The 22,453-nt window shown below is 45.0% G+C and carries 18 protein-coding genes; 7 read left to right on the forward strand and 11 right to left on the reverse strand.

The window, feature by feature from the left end; genetic code table 11:
* Positions 1-158: 158 nt before the first annotated feature.
* The gene (gene napH / locus ACTS60_RS18865) at positions 159-1,013 is read right to left on the reverse strand and encodes a quinol dehydrogenase ferredoxin subunit NapH (protein ID WP_440889493.1); all 855 of its coding nucleotides are present in this window, start codon (positions 1,011-1,013) and stop codon (positions 159-161) included.
* Positions 1,013-1,783 carry a ferredoxin-type protein NapG gene (gene napG, locus ACTS60_RS18870; RefSeq protein WP_440889494.1) on the reverse strand — a complete coding sequence of 257 codons (771 nt, stop codon included), beginning with the start codon at positions 1,781-1,783 and terminating at the stop codon, positions 1,013-1,015. The genes napH and napG overlap by 1 nt, the downstream gene beginning before the upstream one ends.
* Before the next feature lie 684 nt (positions 1,784-2,467).
* Between napG and ACTS60_RS18875 the strand changes: the two genes are divergently transcribed.
* A complete protein-coding gene (locus ACTS60_RS18875) occupies positions 2,468-2,968 on the forward strand; it encodes a GNAT family N-acetyltransferase (RefSeq protein ID WP_440889495.1) in 501 nt (166 codons plus the stop codon).
* Between the two features lie 60 nt (positions 2,969-3,028).
* On the opposite strand, the gene ACTS60_RS18880 is transcribed toward ACTS60_RS18875, so the two are convergent.
* A complete protein-coding gene (locus ACTS60_RS18880) occupies positions 3,029-4,012 on the reverse strand; it encodes a phosphotransferase (protein WP_440889607.1) in 984 nt (327 codons plus the stop codon).
* Positions 4,012-4,287, reverse strand: a complete 276-nt coding sequence (locus tag ACTS60_RS18885) for a GNAT family N-acetyltransferase (RefSeq protein ID WP_440889496.1) — start codon at positions 4,285-4,287, stop codon at positions 4,012-4,014. The genes ACTS60_RS18880 and ACTS60_RS18885 overlap by 1 nt, the downstream gene beginning before the upstream one ends.
* 127 nt (positions 4,288-4,414) lie before the next feature.
* On the opposite strand from ACTS60_RS18885, the gene ACTS60_RS18890 reads away from it, so the two are divergent.
* Entirely contained in the window at positions 4,415-5,158 is a 744-nt protein-coding gene (locus tag ACTS60_RS18890) for a flagellar brake protein (protein WP_440889497.1), read from the forward strand.
* A 48-nt stretch (positions 5,159-5,206) separates the two neighbouring features.
* On the opposite strand, the gene ACTS60_RS18895 is transcribed toward ACTS60_RS18890, so the two are convergent.
* The 3 genes from ACTS60_RS18895 to ACTS60_RS18905 form a co-directional block, all read right to left on the reverse strand.
* On the reverse strand, positions 5,207-6,835 hold the full coding sequence (locus tag ACTS60_RS18895) for a methyl-accepting chemotaxis protein (RefSeq protein WP_440889498.1): 1,629 nt from the start codon (positions 6,833-6,835) through the stop codon (positions 5,207-5,209).
* 505 nt (positions 6,836-7,340) lie between these two features.
* A complete protein-coding gene (locus ACTS60_RS18900) occupies positions 7,341-8,969 on the reverse strand; it encodes a methyl-accepting chemotaxis protein (RefSeq protein ID WP_440889499.1) in 1,629 nt (542 codons plus the stop codon).
* Positions 8,970-9,194: 225 nt separating this feature from the next.
* Positions 9,195-11,555: a Lon protease family protein gene (locus ACTS60_RS18905; protein ID WP_440889500.1), complete on the reverse strand. Its 2,361-nt coding sequence runs from the start codon at positions 11,553-11,555 to the stop codon at positions 9,195-9,197.
* Positions 11,556-11,752: 197 nt separating this feature from the next.
* On the opposite strand from ACTS60_RS18905, the gene ACTS60_RS18910 reads away from it, so the two are divergent.
* The gene (locus ACTS60_RS18910) at positions 11,753-12,250 is read left to right on the forward strand and encodes a hypothetical protein (protein ID WP_440889501.1); all 498 of its coding nucleotides are present in this window, start codon (positions 11,753-11,755) and stop codon (positions 12,248-12,250) included.
* A 71-nt stretch (positions 12,251-12,321) separates the two neighbouring features.
* Positions 12,322-13,953 (forward strand): ABC transporter ATP-binding protein, encoded by a 1,632-nt coding sequence (locus ACTS60_RS18915; RefSeq protein ID WP_440889502.1) that lies wholly within the window; start codon positions 12,322-12,324, stop codon positions 13,951-13,953.
* A gap of 247 nt (positions 13,954-14,200) precedes the next feature.
* Here ACTS60_RS18915 and ACTS60_RS18920 read toward each other — a convergent pair whose 3' ends face one another.
* Complete coding sequence (locus ACTS60_RS18920; RefSeq protein ID WP_440889503.1) at positions 14,201-16,240, reverse strand: prolyl oligopeptidase family serine peptidase; 2,040 nt, start codon at positions 16,238-16,240, stop codon at positions 14,201-14,203.
* Between the two features lie 138 nt (positions 16,241-16,378).
* Positions 16,379-17,278: a LysR family transcriptional regulator gene (locus ACTS60_RS18925; RefSeq protein ID WP_010450976.1), complete on the reverse strand. Its 900-nt coding sequence runs from the start codon at positions 17,276-17,278 to the stop codon at positions 16,379-16,381.
* 157 nt (positions 17,279-17,435) lie between these two features.
* Between ACTS60_RS18925 and ACTS60_RS18930 the strand changes: the two genes are divergently transcribed.
* Positions 17,436-19,127: an L-lactate permease gene (locus tag ACTS60_RS18930; RefSeq protein WP_440889504.1), complete on the forward strand. Its 1,692-nt coding sequence runs from the start codon at positions 17,436-17,438 to the stop codon at positions 19,125-19,127.
* Here the strand turns inward: ACTS60_RS18930 and ACTS60_RS18935 are convergent.
* On the reverse strand, positions 19,116-19,295 hold the full coding sequence (locus ACTS60_RS18935; RefSeq protein ID WP_440889505.1) for a hypothetical protein: 180 nt from the start codon (positions 19,293-19,295) through the stop codon (positions 19,116-19,118). The two genes, ACTS60_RS18930 and ACTS60_RS18935, sit on opposite strands and share 12 nt — an antisense overlap.
* A 120-nt stretch (positions 19,296-19,415) precedes the next feature.
* Here ACTS60_RS18935 and lldD point away from each other — a divergent pair, with 120 nt between their 5' ends.
* On the forward strand, positions 19,416-20,555 hold the full coding sequence (gene lldD / locus ACTS60_RS18940) for an FMN-dependent L-lactate dehydrogenase LldD (protein WP_045391029.1): 1,140 nt from the start codon (positions 19,416-19,418) through the stop codon (positions 20,553-20,555).
* Between the two features lie 66 nt (positions 20,556-20,621).
* On the opposite strand, the gene ACTS60_RS18945 is transcribed toward lldD, so the two are convergent.
* Positions 20,622-20,969, reverse strand: a complete 348-nt coding sequence (locus ACTS60_RS18945) for a helix-turn-helix domain-containing protein (RefSeq protein WP_440889506.1) — start codon at positions 20,967-20,969, stop codon at positions 20,622-20,624.
* 348 nt (positions 20,970-21,317) lie between these two features.
* On the opposite strand from ACTS60_RS18945, the gene ACTS60_RS18950 reads away from it, so the two are divergent.
* Entirely contained in the window at positions 21,318-22,421 is a 1,104-nt protein-coding gene (locus tag ACTS60_RS18950; RefSeq protein ID WP_440889507.1) for a mechanosensitive ion channel family protein, read from the forward strand.
* Positions 22,422-22,453 lie beyond the last annotated feature (32 nt).

Below are 22,453 nucleotides of genomic sequence, written 5' to 3' on the forward strand. Positions count from 1 at the left end.
GTCCTTAGAATATGAAGTTGCCATCATACTGCTAAATGTAACAAATTCGCAATATCATTATTACCTCTGCTAATGAGCAAAAAGTACGCAACAATTTTGTAGCGTACTTATTTGACCAGCAAAGAAGAAGCTGAGTGCTATCTAGAAAAACCAATGCCTTAATCGATATTTTTCACATTCAATCGGTTGTGGAATTCAAATACCTTTTCAGGGCAGACATCTATGCAGCGACCGCAACTTATACAAGTTTGGTCCATTATACGTCGATCCCCCTCTTTGAGTGGTTGACGCAAAATGTCTGGCTCAGGGCAAACGTAATAACAGTCCATACATTTAGTGCAGTCTTCTCGTCGAACAGCGGTGACACGCAATAAACTCTTGCTGCCAATGACACCATAGGTTGCACCTAAAGGGCACAGGTGACCGCACCAGCCATGCTCTACCAACAATAAATCCAATACAAATACGAGCAATATCAGTACCCAACCTGCGCCCATCCCAAACACTAAGCCGCGATGGAGTGCAGCAACAGGATCTAACCATGTCCAAAGCACCGAGCCTGAAATCGCACTACCTAACATCAAAGCAGGGATCAACCAGTAACGGATATTTGGCGACCAACGGTAGCTCGCTTTAAGGTTGAGTTTTCTCCTGAGCCAAGCCGCAAAATCAGTAACAATATTCAATGGACATACCCAAGCACAGAAGGCTCGAGGAGCAAGAATTGCATAGAATACCAAGACGATTGCGACACCAAGAAAGGCATTGAACTCTGGAATGTGACCTGTCGCAAGGGATTGTAGAACGATCAAAGGATCGCTCAAGGGCACAGTATTAAGAAGCATACTAGAAGACAAGTTCCCTTGCAGAATGCCCCATGTCGGCCCAGCCATAAACAACACAATGATCATCAGTTGGCATAAACGACGTAGAATCAGGAAGCGATGTGCTCGCCACCAGCCCAGTTTCTCGATGGCTTCTTTGCCTGCACCTTGAGCTAAATTCTTGGCCATTATTGACCTCCTTTCAGCGACTCAAGCGCGCCACTTGGAACGGGGGTCTCTTCCGGCAGCACGTTCTCTAACGGCTTATCGATTTCTTGCCAACCAAAGTTGTAATGACTACCGACTTTACCTTTTGCTAAATCAGTAGGCACCACTTTGATGGCAGCGACATCCAACACACAAGCTTGCTCACACTTACCGCAGCCAGTACACACTTCGGAGTTTACTGTCGGGATCAGTTTCGCGTGATAACCCGTACGGTCATTTCTAATGTTTTCTAACGTAATCGCTTCATCGATTAACGGACAAACGCGGTAACAGACATCACAACGCAAACCTTGCCAGTTAAGGCACGTCTCATGGTCGATGAGAACAGCCGTTCCCATGCGCGCATCGTCGATGTCGGTCAAATCATGATCCAACGCGCCACTAGGACACGCCACGACACAAGGAATGTCTTCGCACATTTCGCATGGAATATCGCGAGCGGTGAAGTAAGGCGAACCAGTCGCGACTGGGGATAATAAACTGGCAAGTTTTAAGGTGTCGTAAGGACATGCCTGAACACACAAGCCGCATCGAATACAGGCAGATTCAAAGTCGCCTTCTGGTAACGCGCCTGGCGGGCGAATTGGCACCCCTTTGGTTTCGCGGGCTTGGCTTTGCAGCGATTGCAACCCAAGAACACACGCTGCCGCACCCACACCAGCTGCGGTGCGGGCAGTATCACGCAAGAATCGACGTCGACTTTGCGAGACTTTTGACTGAGAGGATTTCATTATAATATTCCTCAAACACGCTCTAATTGCTCTTAAATAAGTTAAGCATAAATAGCGCTAAAAAGACGTGCTCCCCATACCCCATAAGAGGTAAGTCCAATCTGCCTTGATTAAAATCAACTCGTTGCAGATACCAACTTCGCACTTTAATAAAAATGGCCTTATTTCGATCAATATACCCAAGTGACTTCAAGATGCTGAGTTCAGAGCGTTGTCATTGATTCGAGGTCAAAGAAAACAACGCCGTGGAATAGCGAGCTCTTTCCAAGTTGTTTGAAGCAGAGATCGAGTCAATGACACGCTCCCGAAGGGCACTCTTTGCAAATAGTAAGGGTCTTGGCTTGTATAATTTGCTGTCGATTCTTGATTTAGAACAACTAGACCTTTAAATCGCCGCCGCGTCTACAAACCAAGTCATTCTCGCTGAACCAAGCATCTCGAGGTTACTTGGGTATACAAATTCACCATTATTCTCCATAAAGGTGAAGTTCCTTAGTACGAAAATTCAACGAAAAATCACTCTCATTCGTGTTTTCAATGATAATTCACTAGAAAAAGTAAAAGTTAGAGGTTCATAACATGCTAATTTAAAAGCCATTTGAAGAGTAAAGGCAAAAAATGCTATTCAAAGTAACGTTCTCTAGTTAGATTGAAGTTAATTCCAATAAACCTAAGGAGAGAAGCATGGAAATTATCGTCCGTCCAACCACTGTTGAAGACGCTGCTGCGCTAGTCGAAATTTATTCGCAACCAAAAGCACAACGTGAAACCCTGCAACTCCCTAAGCCATCTCTCGCAATGTGGGTCGACCGGTTATCAAACATACCTGCTGGCGTGTATAGCTATGTCGCAGAAATCGATGGCAAGGTAGTCGGTAATATTGGGTTTCATCATTCACAGCGCCCGAGAACTTCGCACACTGCTTCATTTGGCATTGGTGTACATGACAACTTCCACGGCTTAGGCGTCGGCAGCGCGCTGATCAGTACCGTAATTGAGTTAGCAGATAATTGGCTGAACGTAAGACGCATATATCTTGAAGTGAATTCAGATAATGATGCTGCAATAGGCTTGTATAAGAAACACGGCTTTGAGATTGAAGGTGAGCTTGTCGATGCCTCTTTCCGAGACGGTGAGTTTATTAACACCTACAGTATGGCCCGCATCAGAAAACCGAAAAACTAACCGCTATCCACCAGAACAAACCTCCCGCTTATTCGCTATTGAAATCCAGCGGGAGTTTTTTTATTGCTTCAAGTCCAAATAGTCTAACGCTCGTTTCGTTAACGATTCGGTATAAGGGTTAATTTTCCAGTGGCCAGGACTCCATCCTTTAACAAACCGTTGAAAGTCAGCCCATGCAACAGCAAACAACGGGCGCCATTCTTGCTCAACGGCTTCACCATCGAGTTGTGGTTGATAGTGATTCAGCGCATTCGTTAGTGCGGCAAAATAGGTATCCAGTACCCAAGATTCCATCTCAGCACACTCGCTCGGTTCTACTGCGCTACTCATAAACAATGCAACATCTTTCATTGCACAGCCATGACCCACGTACTGAAAATCTACCGCAGCGACAGCTGAACCTTCATCGTTAAAACAAAAATTGGCTAACTTAGCGTCCCCATGAACCAAAGTTTGGAAATGCGCCTGACGTAAAATGCGATCAATTAACTCAGCACATTGCTTGAGCCTATCATCTTGTAGCGCAGCCAATTCATCCGGCCGCGTATCCAAATGCCAATAGGTACCGATTTGCCACAACTCTTCATGGCAGACACCAATATAGCGCGCGTGAAAGTTTGCCAACCACGTCAAACAAGCTTTCAGCTGCTCCTTACTGGCATGTTTGGCGACATTTGCATAACCCGCCTGAGCCAAATCTTCCATCACAATCAGCCATTCATTTTCATTCTGAAAGCACTTCAGAACTTGTGGGATTCGGCAACGCTCATCCAGTGTTAGACTAAAGTGCTGATACCAGCTCACTTCAACTTGGTATGAATGCAGCTTACGCTGATGTGAGCGATCGGTATTCCAGCCTCGAGGGTGTTCGGAGAGTTTAGGAAGTTGGACGTGTTTAATAATGATAGAACGGCTTGGAAAAGTCAGTCGCACCAACTCCCCATAACCACCCCACAGCGATTGAATGACATCAATGCGTTCAAGCGAACCAAGTTCGAGTTCATCACCGATGCTTTGATATAGCGGATTAATCATTGACTCCATTATGCGAGTATATGTGCCCATTCAGGGTGTGTTGCCATGTATTTAATCACGTATGGGCAAACGGGTACAACGCAGTAGCCTTGCGCTTCAATCTCGGGTAATACCGCTTCCATCATCACGTTGCCATAACCCTTCCCTCTGGCTTCTTCAGGGATAAGAGTTGAAGTGATACGCATCTCTTTTCCGTCGAGTTTATAAACCACTTTTGCTTTGTGGTCTTTATCTAAATCAACCCAAAAGATGGCATTTTCAGTGTCATGTGTCACTTTATGCATCTTTTACCCCCTATTTTTGGCAAACGTTTTATTGATTCAAACTATATCACTGCATAGAATTATTGCTACGTTTCGGCTTTGTAGCAAAACTTGCCGAAGCGCGTTACACCTAGGGACCAATATAATAATGAGAAATACGATGGCTAGTGGAAGGGACAATAGAGCAGCTCTTCATGAAAAGTCTGTACAGCAGCGACAGGCAAGTACCTTAAATAGTACTGATGCTATGGGAATGGTAGAGCATGGTAGTGAAGTGACATTAAACGTTACCACCCCAGTAGGAACTAAGTTTATTACAACTAGCCTTTTTATTGGGTGTCATTCCAACAATAGCGCATTGATAGAGATCCCTAATATTTCTGATGACGACCTTAAGTTCTATTTTCAAGAAGGTTTCTGGGTGAACGTGAAAGCACTATCGCATCGAGGTGAAGGAGCAATTATTCCTTTTAGGGCGCAAATAAAGCACCGTCTCGAAGAGCCCTTTCCTGTATTAGTACTGAGCCTGCCAAATACGATGCAGGTGTATCAACTTCGGAAAGAAGTCCGTTATGAAGTAAATCTGCAAGCCAAGGTTCATCTTGATGACTATAAAACTGATTGTGAAATCCGAGATCTGTCCAAGAGCGGCTGTCGATTTATTACCTCGCCAATGAGTAGGCAAATCCAAGTTGGCGAACTGGTTTCTCTTAATATCGTGCTGGGTGAGCGTGGCCCTATGCTCGCACCGCTTAAAGGCAAAGTTTGCAACTTACAGAAGTCCACTCACTATGCTCGTTATGGTGTTCAGTTTGACGACTTTGGTAAAGCCAATGCCAAAAACCTATTAGGGCAACTGAAGTTCAACGGCACAAAACTAATGCTCAAATAGCATTATATTTGCTAATACAAATAAGGCGCCAGTGGCGCCTTTTTTTACTTATATCTTAAAGAAACTCAATTGTTCTTTTTGCTTCTCTGCTAAAAGAGAAAGCTCACTACTCGCGGCCGCACTTTGGCTGATTCCCGCCACATTTTGGTTAACCAGCTCAGACATGTTCACCACGTTTCGATTAATATCTTGAGTGACTTGTGACTGTTGCTCAGCAGCTGTTGCGACTTGAGTATTCGAGTCATTAATATCTGCTACTGATTCAGTAATACCAACAAGTGCATGGTTCGCCTGTTGGGCAAGCTCATTGTTTTTAGAAAGCATATCTAAACTCACTTGCATGCTTTCATTCGCCAAACCAGACTGTGCTTGAAGCTCTTCAATAATTGATTGAATTTCTTCCGTTGATTTCTGAGTGCGCGCAGCAAGCATTCTCACTTCGTCCGCTACGACAGCAAACCCACGTCCCGATTCACCTGCACGTGCTGCTTCAATCGCCGCGTTTAATGCGAGTAGATTGGTCTGTTCAGAAACACCTCGAATTACCTCAACCACATTACTGATTTGCTCAGATTGCGATTGTAGGCGTTGCACTACTTGAGCGGCGTCTGCTAGCGCTTGTGACATGTGCTCACTTGCTTGCGCACTTTCTTTAAATACAGCAAGGCCTGACTTCGCTAATCCATCGGCTTCACGAGCCGTTGAATCTGCAGATGTCGCATTACTGCTCACATTGTCTGCCGTGCTAGCAAGCTCGTTGACAGCTGATGCGACTTGCTCTATCTCGATTAGTTCTTGCTGCGCATTCGCTTCTGCCTGAGTCATCACCGCAGCAAGTTCGGTTGAAGCCGATGCAACTTCTTCACTAATTCGCATTAGTTGGTCAACAGTACTACGTAACTGCTCTGCCGTTTGGTTTACATCTTTGCTCAGCATTGAAAGTTCATTGCTACCGTCTGACTCTGCACGTGCATTGAGATTCCCCTGAGCTAACTCACGCATAACTCGTTGCAAGTTGACTATCGGTGTAACTATTTTACCTGACAAGACCCAAGCACATAGCAGAGAGAGTGCAAATACGGATAGCACAATTGTTGTCGCGTTGCTCTGTACACGTTGGTTCTCGACTTCCGTCTGCTTCATGCTTGCTGCCGCAACTTCATTGACTCGCTTTGAAAGGGCGTTCATTACTGCCACCATGTCATTACCGGCTTGTCGGTAATTGGTGATAACGGCTTCTCGCTCAGCGTTGGATAGTAATCCTTGTTCAAAACGCGATACAGCATCAATCACACCGTGTGCATGCTTGATATAAGCGTCCACTTTGTCCTTCATTACCATCGCTTGCTGGCGGTACTCCGGATTGGATGCAATTTGATTCAGTTCTTGATGAATATCTTTAGATATGGATTTGAGCTCAGACACAAACGCCAGTCTGCGTTCTGGAATATACATGGCATAGATGCCACTAATTCGGAGAGGGTAAACCTGATTATCTATCGTTGCCAAAAGGTCTTTGTAGTGAATTACAGATTCGCTATTTTGAGTACTCTTTTCTAACTCAGCTTGCAAATCATTACGAGCAACACCTAGCGCAACCATTACTGCCAATGCGGTTACCAAAACTGGCAGCAATACTTGCATTCTAACTGACAAGTTTTTTAATAAAGCCTGCATTTTCGCCTCAATATTAGGGTCTGTTGACCTTTTGCGGTTAAATTTTGTTCGAGATAAAAGCATTTTAATCGCGGCGAGAGGTTTGTAGCCTAGTTATTCTAAGCAAAATCCTCTCAACAAAGAGTAAAACGCTTTTAGCCGAACCCTTCGGGCAGCGTTTGTGGCTCCTTTCTACTGCGTTATCGGCTTATCAGGTAGGGCAACTACATTTCAAAGCCTCTTCCTTGTATAAAGAACCCACAAACTGCTGCAAAAATCAGCTCAAAAGGTCAACAGACCCTAATGCATATTGTTTTATAAAAGGGCAGGCATCGTATAGAAATGTGCGTTTAGCGACCATCAAATTTCCACTATCGTAACGACAACAAGAATTTCTCAACAGCACTAAAAGGTGGAATGACTATACCCAAGCAACCTCGAGATGCTTGGGTATATTTTCCTAGGTTCAAAAAAAATCCCCAAGCCAATGCTCGGGGATTTTTGTTAATACTTCTAACAAGCACTATTACAGTTTGAAGAAACTTAGTTGCTCTTTCTGCTTCTCAGCTAGATGAGAAAGCTCTGTACTCGCACTTGCGCTCTGGCTGATACCAGCAACGTTTTGGTTCACTAACTCTGACATGTTTACTACATTACGGTTAATGTCTTGTGTTACTTGAGACTGCTCTTCTGCCGCTGTCGCTACTTGAGTGTTTGAGTCATTGATGTTTGCTACCGACTCAGTGATACCGACAAGAGCATCATTCGCTTGTTGCGTCAGTTCATTGTTTCGAGCCAGCATTTCTAGACTAACTTGCATGCTGTCATTCGCAAGACCCGACTGCGCTTGAAGCTCTTCGATAATCGATGAGATTTCTTGAGTTGAATCCTGAGTACGAGCAGCAAGCATACGCACTTCATCCGCAACAACAGCAAAACCACGACCAGATTCGCCAGCACGTGCAGCTTCAATCGCCGCGTTTAGTGCTAGAAGGTTAGTTTGCTCAGAAACACCACGAATCACTTCAATAACATCGTTGATTTGTACTGACTGATCTTTAAGGCGCATAACAACTTGCGCAGCGTCGTTTAGTGCTTGCGACATTTGTTCACTTGCTTGCGCACTTTCTTGGAAGATCGCTAAGCCAGATTGTGCTAGGCCATCCGCTTCACGCGCTGTCGCATCTGCAGAAGTCGCATTATCACTTACGTTGTTTGCTGTACTTGCCAACTCGTTAACAGCAGAAGCAACCTGCTCGATTTCTGCTAGTTCTTGTTGAGCATTCGCTTCCGCTTGAGTCATTACTGCGGCTAGCTCAGTTGAAGCAGAAGCAACCTCTTCACTAATGCGAGTCAAGTGGTCAACCGTATCATGAAGCTGAATAGCAGTCTGGTTTACGTCTTTGCTCAACTGCGAAATCTCGTTATCACCGTCAACATCGGCACGTACTGAAAGGTCACCGCCAGCCAGCTTACGCATCACTTCTTGTAATTTTTGAATTGGAGTAACGATCATTCCTGATAGGAACCATGCACCTACAAGCGAGAATACAAATACTGACAGAATAGTGATCATCGCGTTATTTTGAACGCGGATACTCTCACGATTGCTACTTTCTGCTGCTTCAATAGTAATTTCGTTAACGCGTTGAGATAGCGCATTGATGGTTGATACCATCTCATTACCTATGCGGCGATACTGAGAGATAAAATTACGGTATTCGCTATCTGACACTTGGCCGCTATCATGGCGATTAAAAAACTCGACTGCACGAGTTGAGTAATCAACATAAGCTTCAATCCCTTTACGAACCTGAACGGCCTCTTTGCGGAACGTTTCGCGAGCTTCAATCTGTTCTAAATCAGATTCAATCTCTCTCATGCCTACTTTGAGTTCATTTAAGAAACCATCGCGGCGAGATACGTCATAGATCGCGTAAACGGCGCTGATGCGCAATGGGTAAACTTGGTCATCAATATGTGCAAGAGTATCTTTATAAAAGACAAGAGCGTCAGAGTTTGAAGCGACAGCTTCTTGCTCAGCTTGAAGGTTATTTTTTGTGATCCACAGTGCAATAAACAATGCGAATGCGGTAAAGAGTACAGGGACAAGTACCTGCGTTCGTACTGACAGATTTTTCAAAGAAAACTGCATGATTAGCCTCGGATAGATTGGTCTTTGCTTCCATGCCAGTGGGATTATTCCCACGTGAATAAACAACGCGCCAATATTAGAGGCAGATCACAATTTTGTCCAGATAAAAGGCACACAATTTCATAAAGTTAGCGACAACATCCCGACGAAACGTCGGAATATTGTCGTTATTTTTATTTATGAAAATTTATGTCTTTATCTCAAAAGATATAGGAATTGATGCAGTTATTTTCGTAGAGAGTTCAGTTTCGCTTGAGCCAAACCAAATATCGTATCAATTGGGTATGACCCTTCATCTGTTGGCTCACCCGCAGCTTTCCCTGTAAATAACTCGATCGCTTCAGTGACGTGGTCAATTGCCCAGATGTGGAAATCCCCCTTCTCTACCGCTTTAACAATGTCAGAGCGAAGCATCAAATTGTGCACATTCGAGCGTGGGATGATCACCCCTTGCCCAGCATGACGACCTTTGATTTCACACACATCGTAGAAGCCTTCAATCTTCTCGTTTACCCCACCAATAGGCTGTGCTTCTCCGAACTGGTTCATCGAACCGGTGATAGCGATGTCCTGACGGTTTGGTTGCTTCGAGAACGCCGATACCACAGCGCAGAACTCTGCCATACTTGCACTATCACCATCAACGCCACCATATGACTGCTCAAAGGTAATCGTCGTTGTCAGTGGAACACGTGCCGTTTTACCAAACACAGATGACAAGTAAGCGGACAGGATCATTACCCCTTTAGAGTGAATACTGCCGCCCAGATCCACACTACGCTCAATATCAATCACCTCACCATCACCATAACAGGTTGTCGCAGTGATTCGATTCGGTGCACCAAACATGTGATCGCTAGTACTCAACACCGATAGAGCGTTCACCTGGCCGATGGCAGAGCCATCAGTATGAATCAAGGTCGTCCCATTAACGAAGGTTTCCATCACACTATCTTGCAAGCGGCTCACTCGCATTTCCTGATTGCTCAGCGCTTCTTCCACGTGTCCGATGCGGATCATGTTAGAGTTCGCTTGGCGAGCTACGTAGTTAGACTCACGCAATAAGTTGGCGATATTCGCAGAGTGAAGTGAAAGCTTGGTTTGGTCACCAGACAAGCGTGAGCTGTACTCGACAATACGTGCAATGGCTTTCATATCGCAATGCAGCATATTGTTGTCGTTCACAACACTCGAAATAAAGCGGGCATATTGCAGCTCTGAATCCGGAGTGCGTTTCATTTCGTCTTCGAAGTCAGCGGTCACGCGGAACAACTCACCAAACTCCGGATCATAATGTTGCAGCAATTGATAAGTATGATAATCACCGAACAAAATGATCTTAATATCCAAAGGAATTGGTTCTGGATCTAACGACACTGCACCCGTTAACGTAACTTCCTTCTCTAACGAGGTGAAACTTAGTTGGCGAGAGCGAATTGCTCGTTTCAGCCCATCCCATACATAAGGCTGCTCAAGTACCTTCTGTGCATCAAGCAGCAAAACACCACCGTTTGCCTTATGCAGGCTTCCAGCTCGAATCAACGAAAAGTCAGTAAATACTGTGCCTTTGAAGGTTGCAGTTTCAATTGAACCGAACAGTGAGTGGTAATTGGGATTTTCTTCTACAACGATTGGAAATTCAGTGTTGTTACGGCTGACTAATACGTTCACTTTGTAGCGACGCGGCAGTTTTTTATCCAACGACGCCGTTGCGATCTCTCCTTGCTCATCACTCTGATCAAGGAAGATATCTGCATTATCGACAATGTCTTTTTGCAGATCGGTTAAGTAAGTTTTGATTTCCGCATAGTTAGCGTAATCGACTTTCAACTGCTTGATAAAATGGGTGATCACATCCAGTGTCACATCATCGTTCAGTTTCTTAATTTTTTCACTAAACGTTTCTTCCCACTCGGTCAGTTCACGGATCATATTCCGCAAACTCACTTCCAGTTCATCGATACTACTACTGAAGTATTCTTGTTCTTTCTTACTCAACTCATCAAACGACTCTTCGGTATGTAATTCATCACCGTTCATCGCAACAAACTGATAATCACCCTGAGTGGTAATAGTTAAGCTAATGCCTTTTTCTTTTGCTTCTTTACTGATGCTATCGAGCTCAAGTTGCTGTTTATTAGCCAACTGGTTCTTCAGGCGATCGGCACGGCTGTAGTACATCTCATTGTCAAATGCGAGGGGCAACGCGTTAAGTAATTTGCCCATCAACTTTTCAATGTCCGCTTTCAACTTATTACCAATACCGCATGGCAATTTGAGGACCTTCGGTATGCGAGTGTCTTCAAAGTTGGCAACATAACACCAATCGAAAAGCGCTGCGTCATCGTGCTGATGACGATTTAAATAGCGCAAAATCATCGTGCGCTTACCTAGACCATTCTGGCCAATAGCGTAAATATTGTACCCTTTCTCCTTGATTGACATCGCAAACTCGACCGCCTTTTGTGCGCGCTCCTGGCCTACGATTTCATCAATTGGAGGTAACTCCTTGGTCGACTTACATGGCATATTTTCTAAATCAGCTACTGAATACAGCTGTTTAGGTTCCAATCTTTGTACTGCCATACTCGCCTCCTTTTTCTTATTGTCGTCTTCTCAGTGTAGAGATTATTTGCTTAATTTTAAGTGATTTACCTAGCAACGCAGTCTGAGTGCACACATTTTAACCGCATAGAACATCCGTTAATGACAATGATACACACTTGCAATTGATAATTGCTTTCATTTAATATCTAGGAAAATCTTATTTCTAGGGACGAGTCATGAATATAGAGCAATGCTGGATGAGGTATCTAAAAGCAGAACAATTGATGGAGCAAGGTCATTGGCCTGAAGCCCATCGGCTATACGATGATGTTCTTTCACACTTGCCAACACACATTCACTCGTCTTTGGAGAATGAGCAAACCAAGCCCTGTCAGTTTGTTTGTCTTATCACCGGGCTTCGAGATGCCGCGGTAACGCAATCAGAAATTTTGAACAAAATGGGCCAGCAAACTGATGCTTTTAAAACGCTCAACCAAACTTATGCTTTGTTCCAGTTTTTGCAGCTTGAAAGCCATGACTTGATCAATCGAGTAAACAATCTGCTAAGCAAGCAGAGTGAAGATTTGTTAGCTCATATGGCTGCATTTTGCTCCGCACAACGCAATGCGCAATGGATGATTGAACTTGATAATGTGACTCGTGCGCATGAACAGTTTTTGTATCTACAAGCCATGAGCGGTGCAGAAGCAAGAGCAACACAGCTTTACAACTAAGCGAATCAAGCATAAAAACGAGCCTCAGCAAGGCTGCAATATAGTAACAACTCGATACACAAGGAAAAGTGATGTCTACACAAACCATTCTTTCGGTGAACAACCTATCTGTCAGCTTTACGACAAACGATGGAATCATCGATGCAGTAAAGAAGGTGAGTTTTGATCTCAAAGCTGGTGAAACACTGTCTATCGTCGGTGAATCAGGCTCTGGGAAGTCAGTATCAACTAACGCATTGATGAAACTGCTGCCAGATAACGCCATTTTGCATCCTGATTCTTCTATCGTCTTTGAAGGTGAATCGATTCTAGATAAAAGCGAACGTCAGATGCAGAGCATCCGTGGCGTTCATATTGGGATGATTTTCCAAGAGCCAATGACCTCACTGAATCCTTACATGCGTGTTGGTATCCAAGTAGCAGAAGCCATCATGTGCCACCGTCCAGTAAGTAAGAAACAAGCCAAAGCTAAAGTGCTCGAACTGTTTGATTTGGTCCACCTACCAAATCCTCAACAAGCTTATGATAAATATCCGCACGAATTCTCAGGCGGTCAGCTGCAACGTATCATGATTGCCATGGCGTTGATTAACGAGCCCGACATTCTGATAGCTGATGAGCCGACAACAGCACTTGACGTCACCGTGCAGGCAGAAGTGCTTTATCTGATCAAAGAGATCCAAGCCAAAATGGGCATGGCAATTTTGTTCATCACTCACGACTTAGGTGTGGTGAAGCATTTTGCTGACCGAGTATTAGTGATGTGTAAAGGTGAAGTGGTAGAAGAAGGCATCACAGAAACGCTCTTTTTAGACCCGCAGCATGATTACACCAAGATGCTAATTAACTCGATTCCGAAAGGCAATAAAGACCCTATCGATGAAGGTGCAACCGAGCTACTCAAAGCAGACGACATCCGCGTTAAGTTTCTTGTTAAGCCGCACTTTATTGCAAGCAAAAATGAGTACTTTGAAGCAGTGAAAGGTATCTCCTTAGAGCTAAAGCAAGGTGAAACGCTAGGTATCGTTGGTGAATCGGGCTCAGGTAAATCAACGCTTGGCCGAGCATTGATTGGATTGTTGCCGTCAACGGGTAAAATCCAATTCAAAGGGCAAGAGCTAGCGCTTCTGACTGATAAGGAACGCTTTGCACTGAAAAAAGACGTACAAATGGTTTTCCAAGACCCATATGGTTCGCTTTCTCCGCGTATGACCGTTGGCGAGATCATTACCGAAGGGCTAACCGTTCACCAACCTCAGATGAGCAAAGCGGAACGAATGCAAAAAGCCCGCGATGTACTCCGAGAAGTACGTCTCGACCCGGCATCCATCAACCGTTATCCGCATGAGTTTTCAGGTGGTCAGCGTCAACGTATCGCCATTGCACGCGCGTTAATTCTAGAGCCTTCTTTCATTCTGCTTGATGAACCGACATCAGCACTCGATCGTTCTGTTCAGTTAACGGTGATTGATTTGCTAAAAGATTTGCAGAAGAAGCACAACATTGGCTATCTATTTATTAGCCATGACCTTTCTGTCGTGAAAGCACTGTCTGACCGTGTATTAGTGATGCAAAAGGGAGAAGTGATGGAGCAAGGTACAGCGGAAGAGATCTTCCATCATCCAAAAAGCGATTACACAAGAAAGCTGATTGATGCCTCATTTGATCTTGAAAACAATGAAAATCAACATGATGCTGCTTAGATTAATCGCAGTTTCATATTCATGCACTAGGATTAAAGTATGGTGAAATTTTCACCATAACTACGAAAATGGTATAGCTGCCATTCGGTTTGGCCGCCGACACTGGTTGGTTCAAAGTTAGGCTTAGTCACCCTAACTAACAATTTGAGTTCCCCCCAACCATGAAAAATGCCGCGATAGAAATCGCGGCATTTTTTATTGTCTTTCTGGTGCATTAAATTTAACAATTTGCACCAGTAAACGCTCATTAAATATCGAGCTTTTCGATACCCATATTATGTAATGCAAACGCATAAACATCTGTCGTAAGGTCGATTTGTTTGCTAAGTGGCATACCCGCACCATGTCCCGCGTTGACATCAATACGAATCAACACTGGATTGTCTCCCTGATGCTTATCTTGCAACTCTGCGATGAACTTGTACGAGTGAGCTGGGACAACACGGTCATCGTGGTCAGCGGTCGTGACAAGTGTTGCAGGGTACGAAACACCCTCTTTCACGTTGTGCACAGGTGAATAGCCCAGGATGTATTTAAACATCGCCTCACTTTGTTCAGAAGTCCCAAAATCGTACTTCCAGCCTTCACCGGAAGTAAACGTGTGGTAGCGAAGCATGTCCAGTACGCCAACCGCAGGAATCGCCACTTTAAACAACTCTGGACGTTGCGTCATACACGCGCCGACCAACAAGCCGCCATTTGAGCCGCCACGAATCGCAAGGCGCTCTGAGCTGGTGTAGTCGTGCTCAATCAAGTATTCCGCCGCGGCAATGAAGTCATCAAACACGTTTTGCTTTTGTTGCTGGGTACCTGCATTGTGCCAAGCTTTGCCATATTCGCCGCCGCCGCGCATATTTGCCACCGCGTAGATACCACCAAGTTCTAACCAGTTTGCGACATTTCCTGAGAACATAGGAGTCAAACTGATGTTAAAGCCACCATAGCCATACAGCATGGTTGGTGCGCTGCCATCGAGTTTGATGCCTTTCTTGTAAGAGATGATCATCGGTACTTGGGTACCATCTTTTGAGGTATAAAACACTTGTTGAGATTCGTATTCTTTACGGTCGAACGGTGCTTTCGATTCTTTATAAAGTACTGACTCACCGCTTTCTACATCAAACGAGAAGATGGTTGGTGGTGTCACGTAGTTAGTAAAGGTGTAATAAAGCGTCTTATCTTCTGCTTTGCCCTGCAAGCCATATACGGTGCCTTGGTCAGGTAGAGTAACTTCACGTACTAACTCACCTTGATAAGTAAACTGCTGAACTTTAGACAAAACGTCGACCATGTAAGTCGCAAACAAGTAACCACCACCTTTGCTGATATCCAGTGGCTGCTCCTGCTCGGCAATGATCTCTTCCCATTGTTGAGTTTGGGTGTGGTAACCAACCACTTTACCGTTAGGCGCATCTAAGTTGGTGTAGAAAATCAGGGTATCATCTTGGTTATCAATCAAATAGGTATCACCATCGGTTGTATCTCGAAGCGTGATAACTGCCTGTTCTTCCGAAGTGAGATCCACATAAAACAGTCGGTTTCCTGATGTAGATTCCGCACCTGTGATAATCAAGAAACGATCGTCTTTGGTGGTCACTCCCCCTACATAACGGTGCTTTTGTGACTCCAACGCGCCAAAAACCACTTTGTCTTGAGATTGTGGTGTACCTAACTCATGGTAGTAAAGCTTGTGCTGCTCAGTACGAGCCGAAAGCTCACTGCCCTTTGGTTTGTCATAGCTAGCGTAGTAAAAGCCTTTGTTACCAAGCCAAGAAATAGTGGTGAACTTAGCGTCGACAATTTCAGGTTCAAGCTGCTCTTTAGTTTCTACATCAATGACGAAGATCTTACGCCAATCGCTGCCACCTTCAGAAATGGAATACGCCACAAGTGTGTCGTCTTTAGAGAGCTTCACTTCGCCAAGCGATGTCGTTCCTTCTTCTGAAAAGGTATTTGGATCTAGGAAGATCTCCGCCTCTTCGTCCCCTTTGCGACGGTATAAAACGCTCTGGTTCTGTAAACCATCATTTTTATAGAAGTAAGTGTATTCACCATGAACAAAAGGTTGAGAGTACTTTTCGTAGTTCTGACTATTCGCCACTAAATCGCGAATTTGCTGGCGGAAAGGGATTTGACCTAAGTAATCAAAGGTCACTGAGTTTTGCCCTGCAACCCACTCTGCGGTTTCTTGGCTGAGATCGTCTTCTAGCCAGCGATATGGGTCTGCAATGTCGTGACCAAAATAAGTGTCCACGACTGAATCTTTACGAGTTTTTGGGTAATGCATAACGTCCGTGTTACTCCGTTTGAAGTTGAGTATTTTGTTTTATTATTTTGTTGAGACTTATTCTCAATCATCTACCTTAGGGCTCAGGTATAGAATTTCAACCAATAGATTGAAACATTTCTTATATTTATGAACCAACTAAAAGTAATGCGAGATAGTGAGATATCGCTCTCGAATGTGTTCTATCAAAAGCTTCACTTTGTTCGGCGGTTGACGAGTAAAAGGATAAACCGCGTAGATGCCGAGCTTTTTGCCGACCAACTCAGGGAAAATGTCCACCAGCTCACCACTGCGAATATCGTGGTAAACCAAACAACGCGGTACGTAAGCGATACCATGCCCACCCAAGGCTGCTTTTCGCAATGCCGTTGCGTTATCTGTAGAGAAGCAACCGGAGACTTTTACAATATAGTCGCCATCTTTACCTTTGAACTGCCAGTCGGTTGCCCCTGTGGTTTGGTAGGCGTATTGCAAACAGTTGTGCGTCGTCAGGTCGATCGGTTCAATAGGCTTGCCATGTTTAGCAATATAAGAAGGAGAAGCACACACCACCCACTGAGAGTCCAGAATATGCCTCGCTATCAGGCTAGAATCTTCTAGATAGCCGGTACGAATCACCAAGTCAAAACCACCAGCGACCAAGTCAACAAAGCGGTTATCAAGCGACATGTCTACTGTTAAACCAGGATGCATATTACAAAACTCTGCAACCGCGTCCGCCAAGATCAAATCACCTGAGATAGTCGGCACCGACATTTTGATATGACCACTGACATTCTCACCAAAGCCTGAAACTGCATCCATAGCCTCCTGAGTGGCTTGCTTCACATTTTTAGCACTGTGTAACAAAACCTTTCCCGCTTCGGTCAAAGTCAATTTACGCGTAGTTCGATATAATAGTTGAGCACCGATTTCTTCCTCCAACCGAGCTATCCTCTTACTAACTACTGAATTTGTAAGATTATTTTCCTCTGCCACCTTACTAAAACTGCCCATTTCTACCACCTGTGAAAACAGGATTAAATCATCTGCACGCATTCGATTATGTCACTTTTGGAAAAAATTAATTTCATTATTTCCCTATATCTATAAAAAATAAAGGGGTAGATTCACGTCAAATTAACAAAACCATTACAACAAAAATCATCTCTACAGCATAAAGCCGTTCGAGAAGTCAGCTTACGAGGATGTACCAATGAGTGAAACCCTACTTGCCCTTGTGGCGTTTTCGCCAATTGTTGTCGCCGCCATATTATTGGTTGGTCTCAACTGGCCTGCTAAAAAAGCCATGCCCGTCGCGTTCGGTCTAACCGTCGCTATCGCCCTAATGTTTTGGGATATGTCAGCCACTCGCGTACTGGCGTCAGTATTTCAAGGATTAGGTATTACTGTCTCTGTCCTTTGGATCGTGTTTGGTGCCATCTTCTTGCTCAACACTTTAAAACACACTGGCGCGATCACCACTATTCGCAATGGGTTTACTGATATTTCAGCCGACCGTCGCGTGCAAGCCATCATCATCGCTTGGTGTTTTGGTTCATTCATCGAGGGCGCGTCTGGTTTCGGTACGCCAGCGGCCATCGCAGCCCCACTATTGGTAGCGATTGGCTTCCCTGCTCTTGCCGCGGTACTGATGGGCATGATGATCCAATCTACGCCAGTATCATTTGGTGCGGTTGGTACGCCAATCATCGTGGGTGTGAATAAAGGCTTGGATACACACAACATCGGTGAAGCGTTGGTTGCTCATGGCTCAACATGGGATGCATACCTGCAACAAATCACCTCAAGCGTTGCAATGATTCACGCAACGGTTGGTACTCTAATTCCTGTACTTATGGCAATGATGCTGACTCGCTTCTTCGGCAAAAACAAAAGTTGGAGCGAAGGTCTAGATATTCTGCCATTTGCACTATTCGCCGGCATTGCCTTCACCGTTCCTTACGCACTTACTGGCGTGTTCCTAGGTGCTGAGTTCCCATCATTAATCGGTGGTCTAGTTGGCCTGGCAATTGTAGTTACAGCAGCGAAGAAAGGCTTCCTAGTACCAAAAACAAAATGGGACTTCGAAAGTGAAGATAAATGGCCAGCAGAATGGTTGGGCTCTCTGAAGATCAATCTTGATGACAACCCAGGCAAGCCGATGAGCCTAACTAAAGCTTGGGCACCTTACGTAATGCTAGCGGTTATCCTAGTAGCAAGTCGCGTAAGCCCTGAATTCAAAGGTTTGCTTAAGAGCGTAAGCCTATCATTTAGCAACATTCTTGGCGAAACAGGCATCAGCACGGCAATTCAACCTCTATACCTTCCGGGTGGCATCCTAGTCTTCGTTGCACTGCTTGCAGTTCTTCTACAAGGCGGTGGTGCGAAATCACTAGGCAAAGCGTTTGGCGAATCGAGCAAGACGTTAATCGGCGCAGGTTTCGTACTCGTGTTCACCATCCCTATGGTTCGTATCTTTATTAACTCAGGTGTCAACGGCGCAGAGCTAGCAAGTATGCCTGTAACCACAGCTAACTTCGCGGCAGAACTCGTTGGCTCAGCATTCCCAGCGTTGAGTGCTACCGTTGGTGCCCTTGGTGCATTCATCGCAGGTTCGAATACTGTGTCTAACATGATGTTCAGCCAATTCCAGTTCGAAGTGGCACAGACACTGACCATCTCAAGTGCTGTTGTTGTTGCATTGCAAGCGGTGGGCGCTGCTGCGGGCAACATGATAGCTATCCACAATGTGGTAGCTGCATCCGCAACCGTTGGTCTATTAGGACGCGAAGGTGCAACGCTGCGTAAGACGATCATCCCAACCTTCTACTACCTAGTAGTAACAGGCATCATCGGTCTGATTCTGATTTACGGATTCCAAATCACCGACGCTTTAATGAAGTAAGACTAAATGCAGGGTTTCCCCGCCCTGCTCTTTCTCTGGCACATCGGTCAGCACTACTACCCCGACTTTTGGTGTAGCTTGCTGCATCAATCCCCCGTCCGATGTGCCAGCCTTTTTCAATGCAGATAATTGATTGTTCTGTGTATGGAACAACCCCAGCTCAATCACTTATCTATACTCTAATTCTGACGTCGACTGCCGAAAGGAAGGCAGTCAGTGAAACACTGACAGAGCAGCTGCTCATTGATTCAGGACGCAATCTTAGAATAACAGCCAGGACACACTATTATGATTATCTCTGCTTCTACAGATTATCGCGCTGCTGCGAAAGCCAAACTGCCTCCATTCCTTTTCCATTACATTGATGGCGGCTCATACGATGAGCGCACGCTAAAGCGCAACACCGATGACCTAGGTGATGTTGCGCTGCGCCAACGTGTTCTGCGTGACATGAGCGACTTAAGCCTAGAAACGGAGATCTTCGGTGAGAAGCTCGCTATGCCAATCGCACTCGCGCCTGTTGGCTTAACAGGCATGTATGCACGCCGTGGTGAGGTTCAAGCAGCAAAAGCGGCAGAAAAGAAAGGCATTCCTTTCACCATGTCGACCGTATCCGTTTGTCCAATTGAAGAAGTGGCACCTGCGATTGAACGCCCAATGTGGTTCCAGCTGTATGTTCTGAAAGACCGTGGCTTTATGAAGAACGTACTTGAGCGCGCGAAAGCCGCTGGCGTAACAACGTTGGTCTTCACCGTTGATATGCCAGTCCCTGGCGCACGTTACCGTGACATGCACTCTGGTATGAGTGGTCCAAATGCAGCGATGCGCCGAGTATTCCAAGCCATGCGCCATCCAAGCTGGGCACTGGATGTAGGCGTGCTGGGTAAACCTCACGACTTAGGTAATATCTCAACTTACCGCGGCGAACCAACGAAACTGGAAGATTACATTGGCTGGCTCGGTGACAACTTTGATCCTTCAATCTCTTGGAAAGATCTAGAGTGGATTCGCGACTTTTGGGATGGGCCGATGGTCATCAAAGGTATTCTAGATGAAGAAGACGCAAAAGATGCGGTTCGCTTCGGCGCTGATGGTATTGTTGTATCGAACCACGGTGGTCGCCAGCTTGATGGTGTTCTATCGACGGCGAAGGCATTGCCTAGCATCGCCGATGCAGTAAAAGGTGATCTGAAAATTTTCGTCGACTCAGGTATCCGTACAGGTCTGGATGTGGTTCGTATGCTAGCGCTTGGTGCTGACTGCACACTGCTTGGTCGCTCTTTTGTTTACGCTCTAGCAGCTCAAGGTGGTGCTGGCGTGGAAAACTTGCTCGACCTATATGACAAAGAGATGCGTGTAGCGATGACGCTCACCGGAGCGAAAACCATTTCAGACTTATCACGCGACTCCTTGGTTAAGATGCCATAGACTTTTCCGACTATATCCCTAACAAAAAAGCGAGCTCAATGAGCTCGCTTTTTTTAGAAATTTGAATTAGTGGACGTGATGTTCGTACTCAATCACCACTTGGTTGCCTTCAATAAAAACGTTACGAATGTCGCCATCTACGGTCACTCTGTTTTGTAAGTAAACCGAACCTGAACCTAACACATCGCGCTCGGTCATTGATGGGATAACTTGCCCAGGACGAACATGCAATTGCTCACATAACTGTTTAACAAAGCCCAAAGTTAATGGCGCATTACCGCGTAGCAACGAGGAGAACTCATGTAGACTTAAACCTAGACGTTTTGCCATCTCCATCTGAGTAAGGTGCATTTTTGCCTTTTGTGACATCCAAATGTCGTAGAGCGCATTTCTGTCTAGCTCTGTAAATTCCATGGTTCATCTCCGCATTTCAAAGTAACGGTAAAGTCTCATATTTAGCTGTGATAAATGTTAGCGATGAGTCAAAGAACCTACAATTGATGGTTCGAATGATAGCGCTTATCTTTCAATCTACGAGTTTAATCACACCCTGCAGCACTGAAGACACATTGATTACATTTCACTATACGTTTCATTGCGTTGTATTTACATTTAAATCACTAACCTCCCTATAAACACAATCTCTACATTGGTATGGCACTGGATTCGAATGTGCATCACTCGGGTAGCATCATTTCTCTAGGGCGAATAGGCAATTTCTGATACCTTTCCCCCATTGTTTTATGAAAAGAAACTTTACTTATGCCACAGTGGTTTACAGAATTTCAAACATACGTATTAACCCATCAGCAAGACTGGAGTAGCAGTGTATTATTCATTACTGTTGCGAGCTTCTTTGCTTGGATTGCTTGGAGACTATTGCACTCACGCCTAGCGATATTGGTTGAGAAAACCCCTTTCCATTGGGATGACCTACTGCTAGAAGCATTAAAAACTCCCGTTAGTACGTTAATTTGGTGCTGGCCAGCAACGGTTTCATTAGGAATCGTTCTGCAAAGTGAGCTAGGAAACAAATTCAACTGGCTAAGTACGCTAAAGCTTATCCTTGTCATTAGTGTGATGGTATGGATTGTAATGCGGCTCATCACCAATGTAGAAGATTACATTCTAGAGCAAAAAACACGTGACGAGACTACTGTCCAAGCTGTCGCAAAAGTCGCGCGCCTGTTCTTTATCGTGATTGGTGTCCTCACCATCATGCAAGCATTTGGCTTAAGCCTTTCAGGGTTACTGACTTTTGGTGGTGTGGGTGGCTTGATTGTCGGTTTGGCAGCAAAAGACTTACTTTCGAACTTCTTTGGTGGCTTGATGATTTACTTCGACCGCCCGTTTAAGGTAGGTGATTGGATTCGTTCTCCGGACAGACAAATTGAAGGTACGGTAGAGCGTATCGGTTGGCGTATGACCAGCATTCGTACCTTTGATAAACGTCCTTTGTACGTACCTAATTCTGTATTTAGTAACATCGTAGTAGAAAACCCATCACGCATGCTTAATCGACGTATCTTTGAAACGATTGGCCTACGTTACGACGATGCAGACAAAGTTCCCGCGATCATTAATGACGTGCGTGAAATGCTGAAAAATCACAAAGACATCGATACACGTCAGACGTTGATCGTTAACTTTGATGCGTTTGGTGCTTCGTCACTAAACTTCTTCATCTACACTTTCACCAAAACCGTCAACTGGGTACGTTATCACGAAGTGAAGCAAGATGTGCTATTGCAAGTGATGACAATAATTAAGGAACACGAAGCGGATATCGCTTTCCCAACCCAGACGCTTAAACTCGACCCGGTTCAAATGGCAAAAAGACAATTACCAGATGAACATGAATTCTAGCTTTATCAAGGCGCCCTCATATTGAGGGCGTC

It is taken from the genome of Vibrio sp. WZ-1, from assembly GCF_052037695.1.
GTDB lineage: Bacteria > Pseudomonadota > Gammaproteobacteria > Enterobacterales > Vibrionaceae > Vibrio.

Coding starts and splice junctions, on each gene's coding strand:
- ACTS60_RS18880 (WP_440889607.1), bottom strand. CDS start 4,012: ATGGAGTCAATGATTAATCCGCTATATCAAAGCATCGGTGATGAACTC.
- ACTS60_RS18895 (WP_440889498.1), bottom strand. CDS start 6,835: ATGCAGGCTTTATTAAAAAACTTGTCAGTTAGAATGCAAGTATTGCTG.
- ACTS60_RS18920 (WP_440889503.1), bottom strand. CDS start 16,240: ATGCATTACCCAAAAACTCGTAAAGATTCAGTCGTGGACACTTATTTT.
- ACTS60_RS18875 (WP_440889495.1), top strand. CDS start 2,468: ATGGAAATTATCGTCCGTCCAACCACTGTTGAAGACGCTGCTGCGCTA.
- ACTS60_RS18930 (WP_440889504.1), top strand. CDS start 17,436: ATGAGTGAAACCCTACTTGCCCTTGTGGCGTTTTCGCCAATTGTTGTC.
- napG (WP_440889494.1), bottom strand. CDS start 1,783: ATGAAATCCTCTCAGTCAAAAGTCTCGCAAAGTCGACGTCGATTCTTG.
- ACTS60_RS18905 (WP_440889500.1), bottom strand. CDS start 11,555: ATGGCAGTACAAAGATTGGAACCTAAACAGCTGTATTCAGTAGCTGAT.
- napH (WP_440889493.1), bottom strand. CDS start 1,013: ATGGCCAAGAATTTAGCTCAAGGTGCAGGCAAAGAAGCCATCGAGAAA.
- ACTS60_RS18910 (WP_440889501.1), top strand. CDS start 11,753: ATGAATATAGAGCAATGCTGGATGAGGTATCTAAAAGCAGAACAATTG.
- ACTS60_RS18890 (WP_440889497.1), top strand. CDS start 4,415: ATGAGAAATACGATGGCTAGTGGAAGGGACAATAGAGCAGCTCTTCAT.
- ACTS60_RS18925 (WP_010450976.1), bottom strand. CDS start 17,278: ATGCGTGCAGATGATTTAATCCTGTTTTCACAGGTGGTAGAAATGGGC.
- ACTS60_RS18945 (WP_440889506.1), bottom strand. CDS start 20,969: ATGGAATTTACAGAGCTAGACAGAAATGCGCTCTACGACATTTGGATG.
- ACTS60_RS18900 (WP_440889499.1), bottom strand. CDS start 8,969: ATGCAGTTTTCTTTGAAAAATCTGTCAGTACGAACGCAGGTACTTGTC.
- ACTS60_RS18950 (WP_440889507.1), top strand. CDS start 21,318: ATGCCACAGTGGTTTACAGAATTTCAAACATACGTATTAACCCATCAG.
- lldD (WP_045391029.1), top strand. CDS start 19,416: ATGATTATCTCTGCTTCTACAGATTATCGCGCTGCTGCGAAAGCCAAA.
- ACTS60_RS18915 (WP_440889502.1), top strand. CDS start 12,322: ATGTCTACACAAACCATTCTTTCGGTGAACAACCTATCTGTCAGCTTT.
- ACTS60_RS18885 (WP_440889496.1), bottom strand. CDS start 4,287: ATGCATAAAGTGACACATGACACTGAAAATGCCATCTTTTGGGTTGAT.